Source organism: Schlesneria sphaerica, assembly GCF_044336245.1.
Classification (GTDB): Bacteria; Planctomycetota; Planctomycetia; order Planctomycetales; family Planctomycetaceae; genus Schlesneria; species Schlesneria sphaerica.
In genome coordinates, this window is sequence record NZ_CP172346.1 from 6,536,780 (window position 1) to 6,555,153 (window position 18,374).

The window sequence follows — 18,374 nt, forward strand, 5'->3', positions numbered from 1 at the left end:
TTACTTCAATTTGGGTTTGCGATTGTCGTAATCGTGGTAGTAACCCACTTCGACGTTCTCGAGCACACCGACGGCATCGTCGGTCAGGACCGCCAGAGAGAAGTATAGAGTCAGCAGGTACGAGGCGACGCCGAGGCTGTCGGTCCCCATCAGACGCGCCGAAAGGCTCGGCATGATTTCTCCGGGAATTCCCGCCTGGTGCAGACCCACCACACCCTGATCCGCTTCACCGACCCGCAACAGCAGGATACTGGTCGTGCCGAACCACTGGTTTGACTGATAGCGACTCTTCATTTCCAGCTTGTCGCAGGGAACCAGAGGGACGCCGCGCCAGGTAATCACCGGGGTCCCGAACAACTGTGTTGTGACGGGTGGGACACCGCGCCAGGTACATTCCCGTTCAAATGCCGCGATCGCTTTCGGGTGAGCCAGGAAGAAGGCGGGCTTTTTCCAGACGAGCGCCAGCAGTTCGTCCAGATCGTCGGGAGTCGGTGCACCGTAGCGAGTGCTGATTCGCATGGCGGGATCAACCGAGTGGATCAGGCCGAACTTGGTGCTGTTGATCAGTTCCCATTCCTGACGTTCTTTAATCCCTTCGATCGTTAGCCGCATCTGTTCGGCAAGTTGATCGAACGGCCCGTTGTAGAGATCGGAGACGCGGGTATGAACGCGGACGATGGTCTGCACGGCCGAGAGTGAGTACTCGCGCGGATTGGCCGAATAGTCGACAAAGGTCTCGGGGATTTCCATGTTTTCGGCAAACCCGGACACCAGATCGATGTTTCGTTCGCCATACCGATTGACGGTGGAACGAAGTTCCAGGTGTTCCTTGATCGCTTTACGAAAGTCTTCATTCAGATTGGGAAGTTCCTGCAGAACTGCGTCCAGATCCTTGCGCGAGAACGTCAGCAACACGCAGGGAGTAATCGTCCGCACGGTCACATCGGACCGCTTTTCCGAGACCAGATCGGTCTCGCCGAAGAATTCCCCTTCGTTCAGCAGTGCGATTCGCAGATTGCTGCCATGGACGCCCTTGCTGAGGACTTCGACCTGACCCTGAGCGATGATGAAGAACTTGCTGCGATCTTCCCCTTCGACCAGCAGCTTGTTTCCCAGTGAGACGGTTTCGGTTTTGAATCGACTCGACATCCGGGCGATGATCGCATCAGGCAGCCGGGAAAACAGCGGCACGCTACGAAGTGCTTCAGGAGGAAACGAGGCGATGTCGCCATTTAGTTCGACACCGATCCGTTCGGCCTTGGAAAGCTCGACCTTGGTTCGGTTCACGCGGAAGGTACCGCCGTTGACCTGCACCCACGGAAGTAGGCTGAGCATCCAGCGGGGCGTGATCGACATCATCTTGGGTGATGTCTTCGTGGTCGTTGCCAGGTTCCGGGCAACCGACGTGGTCACGCTGCGCTGCAGTAGGTTATCCGACATACTCCAAAACTCCTTTGTTCGTCTCTGCTATGAAATTGAAATCTGTATGAGGTCAGTCGGATTGGGATTTACGGGCAGGCCGCTGTTTCGGATTCCCTCGCCCTACCCTCAGCAAAGTTGGAAAAGACCTTTCGAGACTGACTCTCGAAAGAGGCGTGACCGGTGCGGACGGACTTAGATCCCCAGGCCGTGCTCGAAGCCGGACGGGCTGCGGTGGTCATAATCGTGGTAGTAGGCGACTTCGACGTTTTCGAGGACGCCGACGGCGTCGTCGGTCAGGACAGCACAGGATGAGTAAAGCGAAAGCAGATAGGACGCGACTCCCATGCTGTCGGTGGCCATCAGCCGGGCAGACAGGCCCGGCATGATCTCGCCCGGAATTCCGGTCTGGTGCAGTCCGACGACCCCCTGATCGGCTTCACCCACTCGCAGGAGGAGAATACTGGTGGTGCCGAACCGTTGATCGGTCTGGTAGCGTCGGCTCTTGCCAATCTCGAGCTTGTCGCAGGGAACCAGTGGGACGCCGCGCCATGTGATGACGGGAGTTCCAAACAGCATCATGGTTGCGGGTGGAACACCTCGCCACGTGCATTCCCGTTCGAAGGCCGCAATAGCGCGAGGATGTGCCAGGAAGAACGCTGGCTTTTTCCAGACTTGTGCCAGCAGCTCATCCAGGTCGTCTGGGGTAGGAGCCCCGTACCGGGTACTGATGCGCATGGCGGGATCGACCGAGTGCAACAGGCCAAATTTCTTGCTGTTGATGAGGTCCCATTCCTGACGTTCTTTAATCCCTTCGATCGTCAGCCGCATCTGCTCTTCCAACTGGTCATACGGACCATTGTACAAGTCAGAAACGCGGGTATGGACACGGACAATCGTCTGGATGGCCGCCAGCGAATACTCACGCGGGGTGGCCGAATAATCGACGAACGTCTCTGGAATTTCGACGTTCTCTGCGAATCCGGAAACGAGATCAATGTTTCGTTCACCGTAGCGATTCGTCGCGGAACGAAGGACGAGATGCTTATCGATCGCTTTCTGGAATTCCGCTTTGACGCTGGGCAACTCGTTCAGAACGGCATCCAGATCCTTGCGTGAGAACGTGACGAGAACGCAGGGAGTCAGTGTTCGAATCGTGACGTCGGACTGTTTTTCAGAGACGAGATCGGCGTCACCGAAGAACTCGCCTTCTGTCAGCAGAGCGATCCGCAGATTACTGCCGTGTGCTCCTTTGCTGAGGACCTCGACCTGCCCTTCAGCGATGATGAAGAACTTGTTTCCGTCCTTCCCTTCGACGACCAGTTCATTACCGAGCGACACGACTTCCGTTTTGAAGCGGCCCGCCATGCGGTTCGTGATATCGCCGGGCAGATGCGAAAAGAACGGGACCTTGCGCAGGTCGTCAGGAGAGAATGTTGCGGCGCCATCGACAAAATCGACGTCGATTCGTTCGGCCTTCGAAAGTTCGACCTTTGTCCGGTTCACGCGGTAGGTCCCGCCGTTCACCTGCACCCAGGGAAGCAGCCTCAGCAGCCACCGGGGTGTGATCGACATCATCTTGGGTGATGTCTTGGTCGTGGTTGTCAGATTTCTGGCAACAGCTGTCGTGACGCTACGCTGCAGAAGATTGTCGGACACGGAAACCCTTCCCGAAATGGCGATACTGACCAAGTCCCGTTTAGCGATGTTCGATTTAAGGATCTGTCAGCGTCGTTGCGTTTGAGTTCAGAAATTGAATGAAGCCTGAGCCGGGTTCTCAAATCGCTGGTGAATGCGAAATCATTTGTACAGCAAGCGAACTTGAGCGTAAACGGGACGGAATGCCCGCGTGTTCCCCGACTCAAAATGGGTACCTTGTGCTTGGAAGGCGCGGACACTTAGCCCGGCAGATCGTTGTCGAACAGCGGCGTTGAGAGGTAGCGTTCACCGCTGTCGGGCAGGATCGTCACGATTGTTTTCCCTGCCGCTTCGGGCCGTCTTGCGACCTTCAATGCGGCGGCCATTGCGGCTCCGCAACTGATGCCGCACGAGATTCCTTCCCGTTTCATCAGCAACTTGGCGGTTTCAATCGCTTCGTCATCGGTGACCTGGATCACCTCGTCAACGACACTGCGGTCGAAGTTGTCAGGGACGAATCCTGCGCCGATCCCCTGAATCTTGTGTCGACCGGGCGAGCCCCCCGAGAGGACAGGACTGGCCAGTGGCTCCACAGCGATTGATTGAATTGGCAGTTGCTTCTGTTGCTTCAGAAAGCGGGATACACCACTGATCGTTCCCCCCGTGCCGACACCGGCGACAAGGTAGTCGATTTTCCCAGTGGTGTCGTCGTAGATCTCCGGCCCCGTGGTTTTGAAATGGATCTCGGGATTGGCGGGATTCTTAAATTGCTGCGGCATATACCAGCCCGGCTGGGTCGACAGTTCTTCGGCCCTGGCGATGGCCCCCTTCATACCGTCGGCACCGGGTGTCAAAAGCAGATTCGCCCCGAAGCTGCGCAGCATGGCCCGCCGTTCGATCGACATGGTTTCCGGCATCGTCAACGTGAGCTGATATCCGCGAGCGGCACAGACAAAGGCGAGTGCGATTCCCGTATTGCCGCTGGTCGGTTCGACCACATGCATGCCCGGCTTCAATTTGCCGCTTGCTTCGGCCTCCCAGATCATCGCAGCACCGATCCGGCACTTGACGCTGTAGGCGGGGTTCCGTCCCTCGATCTTGGCGAGAATCGTGACGTCGAGTCCTTCCGTCAATCGGTTGATCCGGATCAGCGGAGTACGACCGATGGATTCTGAGTTGTCTTTAAACAACGGCATGCTTGCGGCCCTGCTTGCAAATGGGGAATGTCCCAGTCGTGAAAAAATCGCACCTCACGCGATACGTGAAATATCACCGTGCGAGTGGGATATTAATGGGCGTGTTTTACCCTGTCAAGCAATGGTGTTTCGCAATAATTGACAGATCGATGCCGCAGTTGAGGCCTCGAAGAAGGAAAAATCGACTGTGATAGTGCGACTTTTTGAGTGTCGGTGGAGGCGCCTTGCGCCGAGTGGCCCGTCAAGTCGGGTGATGACCCCTAGGTCTCGCGCGGGGCGGCGAAACTCCAGGGGATTTTCGATTGCCGAATCTCTCACACGTCAGCCGGCTTTCAACACGATCGGGCGGTGTTAAGACGTCGGCCTGTCACCTGGGAAGTGAGGAGATCTGCACTCACGGCCGGCGCGAATCGCGGAAGCGGAAGGAAAAGAAGTCGGCATCTTTCATTGCGACTCGCATGCGGACTGGCTTGCCTGCGATGGTTTTGAGCGACGTGCCGGCTTTCCATGTCACGACGCGGTCAAGTTCATTACCAATCTGCTCCTGGCATTCCTCAAGACTGAAGCCTGGGATCGGCGTTCCGTCCAGGTTCTGCAACTCGAAGTACAGGCCCCCTGCGGCGGATGTGGAGAAGTTGATTTCGAGTTCGTCGCCAGAAAACGTCAATGGTTTCGTCAGTAGTTCGCCTTGTTTGACGCCCGCTCGGAGGGAGGTGAAGCCATCAAGACGCAGGGTGTAGCGACGGACATGGGACGTCGGTTGGGCATAGTCCTGATTCACGTACAAAGAGAGTTCTGCCGGTCCTGTTTGCGCCAGATTCAGCGCAGGATAGTTGGTTCGTGAGACCCAGTTCTGGGGGCCGATGCCGGGGCGTAAAAATCCTTCCAGAAAGGTCCGGTCGTAGGTGTTGCCTCCGCGTGACGACATGAAGACAGCGTCCGACGTGTCGTTGAAATAAGTGGGCGAGACCTTGATGGCGGCTGCCTGCTGCTCATTCAGTACCTGTCGGCCTTCGAAGAATCGGGCAGCGATTGCCAGGTAGAGATGCGGGGCACGTGGATAGGGGGACGTCTGATTGGTGTAGAGATGCTCAACCGGGGCGGCGGTGATCGAGTTCCCATCGTCGTGAACCTGTTTCATCATGACGGCTGCCGACCAGTTCCGAAAATCTTCGCTCGTTGAACGGGCTATGCGGCGGACTCCATCCCAGACCCGAAAGTAACAGACATAGCAGTTTTCTGTCTCGGACCAGAAGACGAGGTTTTGCGAATCGAACAGATGGTCGAATCGGAACGGCATCTGTTTGCCGGACAGAATTGGCTCATCCTGGATTTTGACCCATTTCAAACCGTCGGCCGAACTGTAGGCGAACAGTTCTTTGCCGGTTCCTCCCACCCCCTTGTAACGTTCTTCGGGGGGGACGCCCGGGCGTGTATCGAGCATGGGACAGAAGTTATGTGTGACCGGCGCGACGTTGGCCAGCACGATATTGTTGGCAGTCGTCCCCGCGTATTCGAACAGGCCCAGTTTGGGTTTCGTCCAGGTGATTCCATCAGGGGATTCGGCGACACACGTTCGTTCGTGCTCACTGCCGTCCAGACCCGGTTCCGAGATGCCGCGGTAGTACATACGGAACTTGGCGTGATCCTGAATGATCGTCGTGTAGCCAGCGTGAGGTCCTTCCCAGCGGGCGTCGAAATGAAGCACAGGTCCTTCATCGTGCGGCGCGTGAAGCTGAAGGTGCGCGTTCGACAGTCGCTCGATCAGGAGGCGATCGACGAACAGTTCACGTCGTGTTCCCAGGGCGATTGGATCAGCGGCTGTCGCCGATTGCGATAGACGCTGATCGACGGGCCCGCAAAACGCCGCTAGGAAAAGGATCGACTGCACAACAAGAAAACGGCGGGATGACGGGCTGGTTTGCTTCATGTTTTACACGATCCCCGGCATGAGTTCGGTGTCTGTCAGCGGGAGCGGTTGGTATAACCTGCCCGTGTCGTACTGCGCGTTGTAGAGATGATCGAGCAGTCTAAACGGTTTCGAATCGACTGCCAACGAGCCTGTCTCAGATCCCCTTCTGATAGACATGACCAGGGAACCACAGATCATGAAGAGCTACGTGGAATCGTTCGAGCATGGGCCGGGTGGGTGGTTCGGCTGGGTCGATAACGCTCGAGGACCCAAGGCGCTCGAACGGGGGCAAAGCACGGTCATTTCACGCAGTCCCTGGTGGATTGATTACAACCACGCTCCCCCTGGCGCGGGTTACATGCATTTGCTTTTTATGCTGCTGACGAGTGGTCATCCCGGCGAGTATCAGCGTGAGGTGAGTGGCGAGAATCAGTTTACCAAAAGTGGGTTCGGAACCGACTTCACGAATGCCGAGTTGACGTTTCGTTTGAAGGGAGAACTGCGCGCACTCGACACTGAGCTTTACCTGCTGATTCAGGGAATCCATAACGGCATCTGCACCGGTTGGATTCTGACCGGGCAGCCGATCAAGGTGACAGAGGAGTGGTCAGAGCAGCGAATCACGGCGGTGCCCGACGAATCTCAATGGACGTGCCTGGGAAGTCGCCATGATCGCAGTGACTTCTATGGCCGAACCCCTTTGAAGACGGTGCTGGGGGATGTCAACGCGGATATCCTGCTCGTGCTGTATCCCCTGGACATTGCTCCGATGGGACCACTGGAGGGGGACCCTCATCTGCTGCGTCCCGAGAAGGACTATCCCGTGTGGCGCAGTCGCCTGCCAGAAGGTTATGTGGTGCTGGACGAAGTGCGTATTGAAAAGACCTGAGTTTGAATCGGAATGAATCTAGGGGTGGACCGCGCCGTTTGACTTCGGCGAATCTCTGGTCAAATCCCCTAGGCGAATGATTTGGGGCCTTGGAAGCATCGTGCACTGGCCGGGATCTCCGACAACAATTCTTTCCACACTATTACCTGTCAGGTCGAGATTGAATTTTGCTGAGTTGTGAACTTGTGTTCACTTTTTGCTCTGCGGAATGGCGGCCGGGACAGGCCCGCAGCGGCTCTCACCCCGCTCCTTCGGCGTAATTTCGTGCAATTTCTTTACGAGCGCGGACATTCGCTCAGTCCAGCTTTCCTTCAGCGGATCGCAATTTAGCAACAAGCTGACTTGACATTCCGATCTTGAATGTCGATAATAAACCAACACTAAATTGGTGATAGATAGTGATCTTTCACTGTGACCGGCAAACTCCGTTGTTCTGGCAGGGTCCCCGTCAAGGGGCCGCTCAAGATCCTGGATGGATTCCAATGACACCATTGCTTGCGGAGAAACGAATTCAGACAGAGAAGTTCGCAGCCCCTGTCTCGGGGATGCGGCTTTCGTGCGTGAGTCAATTCACCTTACAAAGCCGCCATTCCATCAATCGCGCTGCGTGGAAGACGATCCGCTGTTGTCGACCGGACGGCGAATCCCCTTCTTCATGATTCTTCGACGGCTTGAAGAGCCGCGAACTTCTTTTCTTTAGCCGCGTCCTGTTGGACGGAAAGTAGTCCCAGGCTCTCGCGGTTCAGTCCAGGTGAATTCATGGTTGCAGCAAATCATCTCTATCAGTCGGTCACAAATTTTGAGACCGGAACCCGTGTTACGAAAACTTTGATGAGCTACGACGACGCTCGCTTTCGACGTGTCAACGCTGTGGCGTTCTGCGGGATTGTCGAACTGTCGGGTCAGGTTGCCACGTACTTCGACAAACTGCTGGCGATCGGCATCGCAGAAAAGGTGGATGGCGTATCGACGGTGGTGGAGTCAATCCGGATCCATTCAGCCGGTCATTCAGTGCGTGACGGCCTGGATTCGCAGTATCACATGCAGGCGGAAGCACCTCCCGCGGTGGGGGACGAGGGCTTTTGCAGGAGATTCGACCTGCCGCATGAGTGAACAGTCACCCCTTGTTTGACCGCTTGAATTGTTTTTTCGCACTAAAAGATCCTTTGTCCATTTGGGAGAATCGGGATGTCTGCAGCTTCCACTCTTGTCCTTAACGATCAGCCATTGTCGTCCACGTATGAGATTCCCGAGAACGTCGCTGAAAATATCCGGCACGCGCTGCGGGGGCTTCAATTCGGCGAAATTACCATTACGGTAAGAAATGGCAGCGTTGTTCAGATCGAACGAGTTGCCAGAAAGCGGCAATTCAAGTCAAATCAGAATGACTAGATGACTGCAGCGGAAGCTGCAGTCATTCGAACCACCGATTTGAATGCTCGCGATGGAAAGGCCTGATTCAGATGCCGTTGAATACAGTTCAGCCGCCGGTCGAAATGGCGGATGGTCTTTCTTTGCGGGTACCAGATCGAAACAGTGTTGATTCCAGTGACGAGGGTCCCCTTCCATCTTATCACTCTGCAGATGCAGTCTGGGATTCCATCTGTCGCGAGGCGCGCGACGAAGAGCGGCGTGGTTCCTGCTTGTGCGCGTTTCTTAACGAGACCGTCCTTCAGTCTACTCATCTCGAACAGGCTCTCTCGAGCATTCTGTGTGCAAAGCTGGCGACCGAATCTGTCGGCAAGGATCGCATCCAATCACTGCTGATGGTGGCGTATCAATCCAGTGCCGCCATTCGTCTTGCGATCCGTAACGATCTCCAGGCGATTGTGGATCGGGACCCTGTTGCCAAGGGGTACCTGGCACCTTTTGTGTTCTTCAAAGGGTTTCAGGCGCTACAGGCTTATCGCGTTGCGAACTGGCACTGGAATCACGACGGTCAATTTCTGGCGGCCTTCCTGCAGAGCCGCATCTCAGAGGTCTTCGCTGTCGACATCCATCCGGCGGCCCGCATCGGTTCGGGCATTCTCATGGACCATGCGACGGGGATCGTGGTGGGGGAAACGTCGGTGATCGAAGACAATGTCTCGATTCTGCACGAAGTGACGCTGGGGGGAACGGGGAAGCAGTCGGGCGACCGACACCCGAAAGTTCGTCAGGGGGTACTGATCGGAGCGGGAGCCAAGATCCTGGGGAACGTCGAGATTGGCGCAGGAGCCAAGATCGGGGCGGGAAGCGTCGTCCTTGATTCGGTTCCCCCGCACTGCACGGCAGCGGGCGTTCCCGCCCGAATCGTTGCGAGAAACAGTCCCAAGATGCCAGCTCTCGATATGGACCAGCAGTTTCCACATCACTTTGAGGATGGCAGCGGAATCTGAATCGCGCCAGGTTTTCGGTCGGGCGCCCCTGCGTTAAGTCGTGCGGACCGCTCAGCCCTCTTGAGGCGTGCGCAGCGTTCCTGTCTGTTTGTTCGAAAGGGACCCGTCTGCGACCGATTCAGTGTTCGGGAAGAACTTCGGTCCGTGATTTCAGCGGGCTGCGTTGATACAGCGCCTCGGCCTCGGGCATCCAGCGGGTCAGGTCTCGAATTCGTGTCTGATGGTTGGGGTGAGTCGACATGAATTCCGGCGGTGCCTGCCCTCCCCCGGTTGTAGCCGTCATCCGTTCCCAGAATCGAATCGATTCCTTCGGATCATAGCCCGCTGCGGCCATCAGCAGCAGACCCATGTGATCTGCTTCCGATTCATGTTTTCGGCTGTAGCTGAGGATGCCGAACTTGGCTCCGGCATTAAGTACGGAAAGAAGCTGTTGCCGCCGGGAAGCATCCATGTCTCCCATCGAGGCACTCGCCGAGACCAGGCCAATCTGAACCATTTGCTGCTGGGCCATTCGCTCGGCGCCATGATGAGCCAGCGCATGGGCAATTTCATGGCCGACGACCGTTGCGAGCCCCGCATCCGTTTCGGCAACGGGCAGAATGGCCGTGTAGACCACGATCTTACCCCCCGGCAGGCAAAAGGCGTTGACCTGACGATCATGGACCACTTCAAGTTGCCAATCGAAATCCGGGATCGGCGTGCCCACCAGTTTCTGGAAGGACTCATTGCTGGTCGCTTCGATCAGGCGTTCGGCGATCTCGCGAACTTTACTGGCTGCAGGCCCCTGTCTGACGACCTGAGCGTCACTGAGGACTTCGCGGAAAGCCTGGAGACCCAGTTTCGCTTCCTGAGCGGGATTCATCGCTACCACCTGGACACGACCGAAGGGGCCCTGCTGGCAACCCCGGACCATGGTGAATCCCACAGCGCAGACGCCGAAAATAATCGGGATCATGCGGACCAGAAGGCCAATCTGCAGGTCGTTGCCTCGTGCAGATCGCCGGGTGTAACGGGGGCCTCCGAAACTCATGCTGATGCGTCCTTTTCACTGTCTTCATACAAGTGATTTTCACGGATATACATTTCGACGGCGCGGGGCACCAGATATCGGATGCTCTGCCCTTCCCGTACCCGTTTGCGGATTTCGGTCGAAGAGAGATCAGATCCGGGCATCGAAACGAAGGTGACCCGTTCATCGACGATGGGTCCGACTGCCTGCCGAAGCGCCTGGGTCCCGGGCAGCGGTCGATCCCCGCGATTTACGGCGACAACGGTCGCCAGTTCGAGGATGCGACGCGGTTCGCGCCACTGTGGGAGGTCATTCAGTGAATCGGCCCCGATCAGCAGGAACAGATCGCGCGATGCGTCCTGAGACTTCAGTTGTTCCAGCGTGGTGACGGTGAACGAGGGACCGACGCGGTCCAGTTCGATCCGGCTGATGCGGAACTCAGGGTGACCTGCGATGGCCAGCTCGATCATGTCAAAGCGGGCCCGGGCGGACGAGATGTTACTGGTCAGCTTGTGGGGAGGTAGCGCCGCAGGCACAAACCAAACTTCGTCCAATCGGCACTGCTCGCGGCATTGTTCTGCCAGCACGAGATGTGCGTAGTGAATGGGATCAAACGTCCCACCATAAATCCCCAGCCGCATCGGGCATCCACCTGTGAATCTACGAATACGACGACGGACCGCGGACGGGTTCGTCCGCGGTACGAGTGCGACAACACTGCATCAGTTCGAAAGCGAGGTCTCATCAGTCGAATTTAATGGAGTGTCCGCATCAGCGGGGGCCGATTCTTCGGTGGCCGTCGCGGCGGTTTCGGATGTCGCCGTTTCGCTGCTGGCTTGGGGGCGGGCGGGGAAAGCAAAGGAACGACCAGTGGGACAGCAGGCTCCGTCGGGAGCACTGATGAGTTCCAGCGAGATCCCTTGTGACGAACAGCCTGCGGCAGGAACCGGGCAGGTGTATGAGTCACCGGCACAGCAGGCGGATTCACCGGTGAATCCCGTCTGGGAGGGCTTTCCGATCAGCGGATATCCATAGTCTGCCAGATCCGGGAACATCGCGACCGCCCCGAGTGCCCCGGCGAACAGAATGACCGGAGTATACAGCACTGCCTTCATCACCCCCGGGCAGCATTGGTTGCACTTGGCGGAGGTGGGAATTGATGGCGAATCCGTGGAGTTGGGGAGGTCGTTACTATTCGTCATGTCTGCCATTCCTGTCACAGGAGAATCGGGATCGAAGGGGCGGATGCCGCCGGATCACTGCATCACTACGAGATCATGATAACGGGTTTTCCTGTTTTGCCAGCCTCAATTGGCAAGCAGAGTCTAACGCTCGATGAAATCGGCATTGTCCTGCTGGGCGAGCATCGAATCGGTCCAGGTCGGATCAACGGAGCGGCAACAGGCGGTCAATCGCTCGGCCGTTTCAGCAAGTTCGTTCTGCCATTCCACAGGGTCGACTCCTACGGGCGTCACCTGCCGGAATTCGTCCAGCAACAGGACCATTCGGAGCAAATGGCGGAAGATCAACCCTTCCTGGCGGCCGAGATCGCGGCTGGAGACGAAGTTGAAGAAATTGCCGTTCCAGTTCAGCAGCAACTCAGTCGCGACCATAACTGGCTGAACACTGACATCGGTGACGTCGGGATATTCCGAGTCGAACAGCATGCGCAGTTTGTCGGCGAGCGTCGGTGCATACTTTCGTTCTTCCGGGGGGATATCCGGATCAAACTCGGGATAAAGGTCCGACGCGGGGAGCAGCCCTCTTTGAACGATCTCCATATCCAGTCGTTCCAGGGCGAGCGGACCCGGGGGCAGTCGGAACGGAGGCGGAACGCGAACATGGCGGATCAGCGCGCGGGGAAGTTCCAGGACGCTTTCAAATATGAGCATTCGCTCGGTCCAGTCAGCCAGGCCGAGATGTTCCAGCAGAAACATCCCATAGACCGGATTCAGGCTGCGAAATGCGAAGAGTTGTTCCAGGCGTTCGGTCGGCTCCGCGAGTTGCGGTCGGTAACGGTTCTTTTCCCGTTCTTCCGCGGCCCGGTCGATTTTCTTACCCGTTTTGGCTTCGTGTTTGGCGTCCACCGACTTCTGCAAGTGCTTCGACAGCCACGTTGATTTGCGGGTTTCTTCCTCTACCGGGGCCGCCGCAGCGGCCGCCGCGTTGGGGGTGGTCGGTTGAGTCGGGCTGGGAGGTGCGGGAGGTTCCGGGGTGAGCTTGACGAAATCACCTGCGTGCAGCGAGATCAGCATGCGTTCCAGATGTTTTTCGGCGGCTTCCAGTTGCTTTGGCTCCATCAATCGCTTCTGGACCAGACGTCGCAGACGATCGACTTCGGGTGAGAGTTGAAGCATATAAGCCAGCAGGCGCCAGGGGAGCGGACCCCGACTGACGAGATCGCCGGGCGTCGCGAAACGGAGCTTCTCGAATTGCTGTTCGTTCCAGTACTGCCGGTTGGGATTCCGCGTCGGCATCTTCTTTTTGAGTGCTTTTTTGGCCTTGAGCAGCCCGAAATCTTTGGTGTCTTCCGGGATCGAATCATATTGTTCGCGCCACCGAAGAATGCGGACGTCGTCTTCATGCGCCAGGGCGAAGACGTGACCTTCCGTGTCGTACTGAGGGCGTCCTGCACGACCAAAAATCTGATGTGCGGAACTTGCATCGATCAACTTCAGATCACCGGGCTTCCCCTTCATCAATGAGGGGAGGACGACCGAGCGGGCAGGAAGATTGATTCCCGCTGCCAGCGTTTCCGTACAGACACAGATCGTAAGCAGTTTCTGCTGGAAGAGGTCTTCGACGATCTTTTTATATTTTGGCAGCAGACCGGCATGATGAACGCCAACACCGCGCATCAGCAGTTGCTTCAGTTTGGGGCCGACCCCCTGTTTCCATTCGTACTTTTCCAGCGCGGCGACCAGCTTTTTCTGCTGACCACTCGCCAGCATCGACTTGCCTTTCAATTCCTCCGCCACATTCCAGCATTCGTCCCGGTTGAAGCAGAAGACAAGTGCCGGGGTCTTTCGCTGGACTTCATCACCTGCTGCCATGTCCTCCAGGTGGTCCGTCAGCAGCGCATCACTAATCCAGTGAAACTGCAGCGGAATCCGGCGATCCGTGCTCTGCACCAGTTCGAGTGGACGATCGTGCGCTCGGCTGCACCACGAGATGAACTTGGCAGAATTCCCGATCGTTGCCGACAACAACATCAGGCGAACGTGCTTGGGGAGCAATGCCAGCGAGAATTCCCAGACGATCCCGCGTTCGGGATCGGAGAAATTGTGGAATTCATCCATGACAACGGCCGAGACGCGGTCAAAGTCCAGCGCCAACGGGGTCGCGGGTCCGGATGGGCTGGCCTCTTCTTCCGCCAGTTCTTCAACCAGTTCGTCATCCCACCCGATCAGATCCTTGTAGGAATGAAGCCCCCCGGCATGGTGCTTGGCCGATTCCGCCTTCAGGTGTTCCGCAGCGATCTGCCGGACTTTTTCCGCGGCCGCCTCTTCATGAGCGGCCCAGTGCGAAGTCAGCAGGCGGTTCAACAGGATTTCTGCGACGACGACCAGCACGTTCGCCTGTGGGTTAACTCGTCGGTTTCCCGTCACAAGTCCCACCTGATCTCGACGGAACCCCCAACGTTCGGCCGAGTCTTGCAACTCGGAAAACTTCTGGTCTGTCAGCGCGATCAGAGGCGTGGTGTAGTAAATCGTCTGACCGGTGTGGAGCGCCTCGAAGGCGGCGGCTTCAGCGATCAGGGTCTTACCGGTTCCCGTGGGGGCACAGACCATGACTCCCTGCGTGGACTCAAACCAGGCCAGCAGGGCTTCTTCCTGAACGGGATAGGGGACGTAAGGCAGCGAATCGAGATAGCGGAGAGCCAGTTCGTCGCGAGAAATCGTTCCGGGGGGCGGGGTATTCATACCAGTATCATAGCCATTTCCGCCCAAAAGTGTGCCATACCATACGCAGTAATTCTGAGCCGGACGAATCGTCGTGCAAGCGGGATGGCACATTGTGGAAGGGACTGCCGCTGGGGAAATGCAGTGCGATCACTCCCCTGCACTTGCTGACTCTCATCGACTTTCGTTACCTCGATCTTAAACACGACGGATGAGACAGGGATCGGGCTGACGGAACGCGTCGTTGCATCACCGTGACGAATTCGTTCGGTTCTCTCGCCTGTGCTGGCCGCTTATGAGAAGATGACTGTGCATCTTCAACGAAAACGAACAGCGGCGGCTGCGATGGACCGAGCGGCATGGGTTCGCTCAGATGAAAACTCCCCGACGAACATGGAACCGGTGAATTGACCCAATTGAATTCGACTCGTTTCATCCTTCAAACCTTACGTCACTTCTGGCGTACCAACCTGGCCGTCATGTTCGGTGTGGTGGCGGGAACCGCCGTGATCACCGGGGCGCTGATCGTCGGCGATTCCGTCCGGTGGAGCCTCCGACAAATGACCCTGGAACGGCTCGGCAAAATTGACTTTGCCCTGACTGGTCCGAGATTCGTCCGTGAGAATCTGGCAGATGAACTCACGAAAAGTCCCGCATCGGCTAAGGATCAGACTGCAGACGCGGTCGGGCCGATTGCCCCTGCGATTGTCATGCGAGCCGGACTGCAGTCGAAGCGGGACGACACCGTACGCCGTGCCGGACAGGTCAACGTTTACGGGTTTGATGATCGAGCGTGGTCGCTCGTCAACGTGGAAGGTGACAGGCTTGATCCACCGCAAGGGGACGGAATTGTATTGAACGCTCGAGCGGCGGAAGCGGTCGGAGCAAAAATTGGTGACGAGGTGACACTGTGGATCGAGATACCCAGCGCGGTACCGCGTGACACTCTGCTCGGGAAGAAGGACAACGACTCTCAGGAGATTACGCTGAAGGTCAGCGCGATCGCACCCGAGACGACCGGGGCAGCCCGACTGGGACTTCTTCCGACTCAGGCATTACCCCTGAACGCCTTCGTTGATTTGCATGTGCTCCAGGAACGACTAGGGTTGGAAGAGGTGAAGCCCTCCCGTCGCGATCCGACAGGCAAGCCCGCGCGTGTGAACACACTGTTCAACCAGGACCTGACAACGACGGGATCTGATCCACGTGCGCACGGGGAGCGATTGCAGCGATCGCTTGAACAGACATGGACTCTTGCGGACTTAAGTCTGCGGGTGATCGACAATGAACAGTTTGGCGGCGTTGTTCTCGACTCGGAACAGATGATTCTGGAGGACAAACTGGTGGAGGCGGCGGAGACCGCTGCGGCCGAGCTGAATCTGGCCACATCGCCCGTCATGGTCTACCTCGCCAACAAGCTATGGAACCCAAGTGTCTACGTCCCGGGAAAAAGACCGGGCTACTCGATGTACTCGGCCGTCGCGGGACTCGATGTCCTCGATCTTGATGGCACACCCTTCTCCGGTTTCGAATTCATCGGGGAGAAACCGACTCAGTGGGGTGAGGGGGATGTCATTCTGAACGAGTTTCTGGCCACTGATCTTCAGGCCAAAGTCGGAGACACCATTCATTTCACCTACCACACCATCGGGTCAAGAGGTGAACTGCCGGAACTGGAACGAACGGTGACCGTGCGCGGCATCGTGGCCATGACCGGTGCCGCGATCGACCGAACTCTGACCCCCATCGTGAAGGGAATTACGGACGTCGCTTCGCTGGCGGATTGGGACCAGCCTTTCCCGATGGATCTCGACGCGGTGACACCTCGCGACGACGAATACTGGGACAGCTACCGTGCCACGCCGAAGCTCTTCATGCCGCTCAAGACGGCTCAGACACTCTGGCCCAGTCGCTACGGATCGCTGACGTCACTTCGTCTAGCACCTCGCGAATCCGTTCCGGAGTCGGAAAGGAAGGACGCCACCCAGCGTACACACGAGCAGTTCACGGAGAAGTTGCTTTCGAAAATCGAGCCCGTGGAAGTCGGTTTGGCCTTCCAGCCACTGAAGGCGATTGGCCTTGCCGCGGCGAGTGGGGCGACGGATTTCTCGGGTTTGTTCGTCGGGTTCAGCCTGTTTCTGATCATCGCGGCCATGATTTTGATCGGCCTGCTCTTCCGACTGGGAATCGAGCAGCGGGTTCGGGACCTGGGGTTGCTGGGGGCAGTCGGCTTCTCGGCCCGACAGGTGCAGAGGCAGATGTTGCTCGAAGGATCGGCAACGTCACTCGTCGGGGGGCTGGTGGGTGTGCTGGTGGGTGTCTGGTACGCCAGGCTGATGATCTACGGACTGACGCACTGGTGGGTGGAAGCGGTTGGAACAAAATATCTGTCCCTCAAAATCCAGCCCCTGTCGCTTTTCACAGGATTTGCGATCGCCATCGGGGTTGCACTCCTGGCAATCTGGTGGGCACTGAGGCAGCTCAAACCATTGAGCCTTCGTGAGCAACTTGCAGGGGTGACAGAAAAGGACATTGACGTCGTGGCGCAGCGAAAGCGCGCTCAGCGAGTGATGAGGCGAGCCATCATCTGCACGGGACTGGCGGGCTTGCTGATGGCCTGTGCCGCAGTGGGGGTCTTGCCCGCTCCGGCGGCTTTCTTCGGAATTGGGATCCTCTTGCTGACCGCCTCGTTGTCGTTCTTGTCATCGCGACTGCAGAGTGACGAAGGCAACGGCGTGCGTGGGACCGGATCCATGGCTCTCGGACGTCTCGGGCTGAGGAATGCGGCCCGTCAACGCAGTCGAACGGTGATGACGGCTGGCATGATTGCAACGGCCACCTTTCTGATTATCACCGTGGCGGCATTCCGTCGAGATCCGACAAATGAATTGCCGGTGAAGTCTTCTGGTAACGGGGGATACACACTCGTCGCGGAATCGAGCAGTCCCCTGCTCTACGATATCAATACGCCCGAGGGGCGTCAGAAACTGCAACTCAATCCACCGGAAAGTTCTCCGGGTGCGAGCGCACTGGCGGCGATGCATGTAGTCCCGTTTCGGGTCAAGCCGGGCGAAGATGCGAGTTGCCTGAACCTTTACCAGACGAAGGTCCCCACAATTCTGGGAGTTCCTCAATCGATGATCGACGAAGGCCGCTTCGCGTTCGCGATGGGGTCCTGGAGCGCACTCAATGAATCATTAGCCCCGTCGACCGTGCCCGTGTCTGCGGAGAGTTCGCCGAAGGGGGAGGAAACAGGGGCCACAGTCCGAAACGGATTGAGCGTTCCCAACATCCCGGTCCTGGGTGATTTGAACACCTTGATGTTTTCACTCCATAAGGGGATGGGAGCCGCCATCGCTGTTCCCGATGAAGATCATCCGCAGCACCAGTTGATCGTGAAGGGGATGTTTCAGGACAGCATTTTCCAGGGAGTCCTGGTCATGTCGGAGGAGAATTTTCTGAAGCTGTATCCCGAGCAGAAAGGCTTTCGATACTTCCTGATCGAAGTCCCACCCCAACAGGCGGAAGCGGCTGCGGCGCTCCTCGAAACCGAACTGGCGGAATACGGGTTCGATACGGAACCCGTGGCTGAACGGCTTGCCCGGTTCCTATCTGTGCAGAATACGTATCTGTCGACGTTTCAGACTCTCGGAGGGTTAGGCCTGTTCCTGGGAACATTTGGACTTGCGACAGTCATGTTGCGGAACGTGCTGGAGCGGCAGAAAGAACTGTCGCTTCTGCGTGCCGTGGGCTTCCGCCAGCGCGGTGTCGCGATGCTTGTGCTCTGGGAGAATGCGTTTATTCTGCTGTGGGGCCTGCTTGCCGGTGCGGGATCCGCACTATTGGCGACCGCCCCGAATCTGGTGAGTCGCGGAGGCGGGCTGCCCGCAGGTTCCATCTCAATCCTGCTGCTGATCGTGTTTGCAACCGGGATGATGGCGGCGGCCTTCGCTGTCCGATCGGCCATCCGACTACCGATCGTTGCAACCTTACGAGGCGAGTAGGAGTCGGGAAACAGGAAAGCGGTGATT

General features: G+C 57.5%; 13 protein-coding genes. 5 read left to right on the forward strand and 8 right to left on the reverse strand.

Going from position 1 to position 18,374, the window contains the following annotated elements; translation table 11 throughout:
* The 4 genes from ACGY09_RS23480 to ACGY09_RS23495 form a co-directional block, all read right to left on the reverse strand.
* Positions 1–1,440: a family 2B encapsulin nanocompartment shell protein gene (locus ACGY09_RS23480; RefSeq protein WP_373652540.1), complete on the reverse strand. Its 1,440-nt coding sequence runs from the start codon at positions 1,438–1,440 to the stop codon at positions 1–3.
* Positions 1,441–1,614: 174 nt separating this feature from the next.
* Positions 1,615–3,078, reverse strand: a complete 1,464-nt coding sequence (locus ACGY09_RS23485; RefSeq protein ID WP_373652539.1) for a family 2B encapsulin nanocompartment shell protein — start codon at positions 3,076–3,078, stop codon at positions 1,615–1,617.
* A gap of 239 nt (positions 3,079–3,317) precedes the next feature.
* On the reverse strand, positions 3,318–4,253 hold the full coding sequence (gene cysK / locus ACGY09_RS23490) for a cysteine synthase A (RefSeq protein WP_397569657.1): 936 nt from the start codon (positions 4,251–4,253) through the stop codon (positions 3,318–3,320).
* 394 nt (positions 4,254–4,647) lie between these two features.
* Entirely contained in the window at positions 4,648–6,183 is a 1,536-nt protein-coding gene (locus ACGY09_RS23495) for a hypothetical protein (protein ID WP_397569658.1), read from the reverse strand.
* A gap of 178 nt (positions 6,184–6,361) precedes the next feature.
* Between ACGY09_RS23495 and ACGY09_RS23500 the strand changes: the two genes are divergently transcribed.
* The 4 genes from ACGY09_RS23500 to cysE all read left to right on the forward strand — a co-directional run bounded on the left by ACGY09_RS23500 (position 6,362) and on the right by cysE (position 9,432).
* Entirely contained in the window at positions 6,362–7,054 is a 693-nt protein-coding gene (locus tag ACGY09_RS23500) for a hypothetical protein (protein ID WP_397569659.1), read from the forward strand.
* Between the two features lie 759 nt (positions 7,055–7,813).
* Complete coding sequence (locus tag ACGY09_RS23505) at positions 7,814–8,167, forward strand: BON domain-containing protein (protein WP_373652535.1); 354 nt, start codon at positions 7,814–7,816, stop codon at positions 8,165–8,167.
* 75 nt (positions 8,168–8,242) lie between these two features.
* Complete coding sequence (locus ACGY09_RS23510; RefSeq protein ID WP_397569660.1) at positions 8,243–8,446, forward strand: DUF2292 domain-containing protein; 204 nt, start codon at positions 8,243–8,245, stop codon at positions 8,444–8,446.
* Positions 8,447–8,517: 71 nt separating this feature from the next.
* On the forward strand, positions 8,518–9,432 hold the full coding sequence (gene cysE / locus ACGY09_RS23515) for a serine O-acetyltransferase (protein ID WP_397569661.1): 915 nt from the start codon (positions 8,518–8,520) through the stop codon (positions 9,430–9,432).
* Between the two features lie 118 nt (positions 9,433–9,550).
* Here cysE and ACGY09_RS23520 read toward each other — a convergent pair whose 3' ends face one another.
* The 4 genes from ACGY09_RS23520 to ACGY09_RS23535 form a co-directional block, all read right to left on the reverse strand.
* Positions 9,551–10,462 (reverse strand): M48 family metallopeptidase, encoded by a 912-nt coding sequence (locus ACGY09_RS23520; RefSeq protein WP_397569662.1) that lies wholly within the window; start codon positions 10,460–10,462, stop codon positions 9,551–9,553.
* Positions 10,459–11,082, reverse strand: a complete 624-nt coding sequence (nadD, locus tag ACGY09_RS23525) for a nicotinate-nucleotide adenylyltransferase (protein WP_397569663.1) — start codon at positions 11,080–11,082, stop codon at positions 10,459–10,461. The genes ACGY09_RS23520 and nadD overlap by 4 nt, the downstream gene beginning before the upstream one ends.
* Before the next feature lie 81 nt (positions 11,083–11,163).
* On the reverse strand, positions 11,164–11,643 hold the full coding sequence (locus tag ACGY09_RS23530) for a hypothetical protein (RefSeq protein ID WP_397569664.1): 480 nt from the start codon (positions 11,641–11,643) through the stop codon (positions 11,164–11,166).
* Positions 11,644–11,766: 123 nt separating this feature from the next.
* Entirely contained in the window at positions 11,767–14,364 is a 2,598-nt protein-coding gene (locus tag ACGY09_RS23535; protein ID WP_397569665.1) for a DEAD/DEAH box helicase, read from the reverse strand.
* A 386-nt stretch (positions 14,365–14,750) separates the two neighbouring features.
* Between ACGY09_RS23535 and ACGY09_RS23540 the strand changes: the two genes are divergently transcribed.
* Complete coding sequence (locus ACGY09_RS23540; protein ID WP_397569666.1) at positions 14,751–18,347, forward strand: FtsX-like permease family protein; 3,597 nt, start codon at positions 14,751–14,753, stop codon at positions 18,345–18,347.
* Positions 18,348–18,374 lie beyond the last annotated feature (27 nt).

Bases quoted from the DNA above. Each gene is read 5' to 3' on its own strand.
- ACGY09_RS23520 (WP_397569662.1), bottom strand. From the start codon at position 10,462: ATGAGTTTCGGAGGCCCCCGTTACACCCGGCGATCTGCACGAGGCAAC.
- cysK (WP_397569657.1), bottom strand. From the start codon at position 4,253: ATGCCGTTGTTTAAAGACAACTCAGAATCCATCGGTCGTACTCCGCTG.
- ACGY09_RS23480 (WP_373652540.1), bottom strand. From the start codon at position 1,440: ATGTCGGATAACCTACTGCAGCGCAGCGTGACCACGTCGGTTGCCCGG.
- ACGY09_RS23535 (WP_397569665.1), bottom strand. From the start codon at position 14,364: ATGAATACCCCGCCCCCCGGAACGATTTCTCGCGACGAACTGGCTCTC.
- ACGY09_RS23495 (WP_397569658.1), bottom strand. From the start codon at position 6,183: ATGAAGCAAACCAGCCCGTCATCCCGCCGTTTTCTTGTTGTGCAGTCG.
- nadD (WP_397569663.1), bottom strand. From the start codon at position 11,082: ATGCGGCTGGGGATTTATGGTGGGACGTTTGATCCCATTCACTACGCA.
- ACGY09_RS23500 (WP_397569659.1), top strand. From the start codon at position 6,362: ATGAAGAGCTACGTGGAATCGTTCGAGCATGGGCCGGGTGGGTGGTTC.
- ACGY09_RS23530 (WP_397569664.1), bottom strand. From the start codon at position 11,643: ATGACGAATAGTAACGACCTCCCCAACTCCACGGATTCGCCATCAATT.
- ACGY09_RS23510 (WP_397569660.1), top strand. From the start codon at position 8,243: ATGTCTGCAGCTTCCACTCTTGTCCTTAACGATCAGCCATTGTCGTCC.
- cysE (WP_397569661.1), top strand. From the start codon at position 8,518: ATGCCGTTGAATACAGTTCAGCCGCCGGTCGAAATGGCGGATGGTCTT.
- ACGY09_RS23505 (WP_373652535.1), top strand. From the start codon at position 7,814: ATGGTTGCAGCAAATCATCTCTATCAGTCGGTCACAAATTTTGAGACC.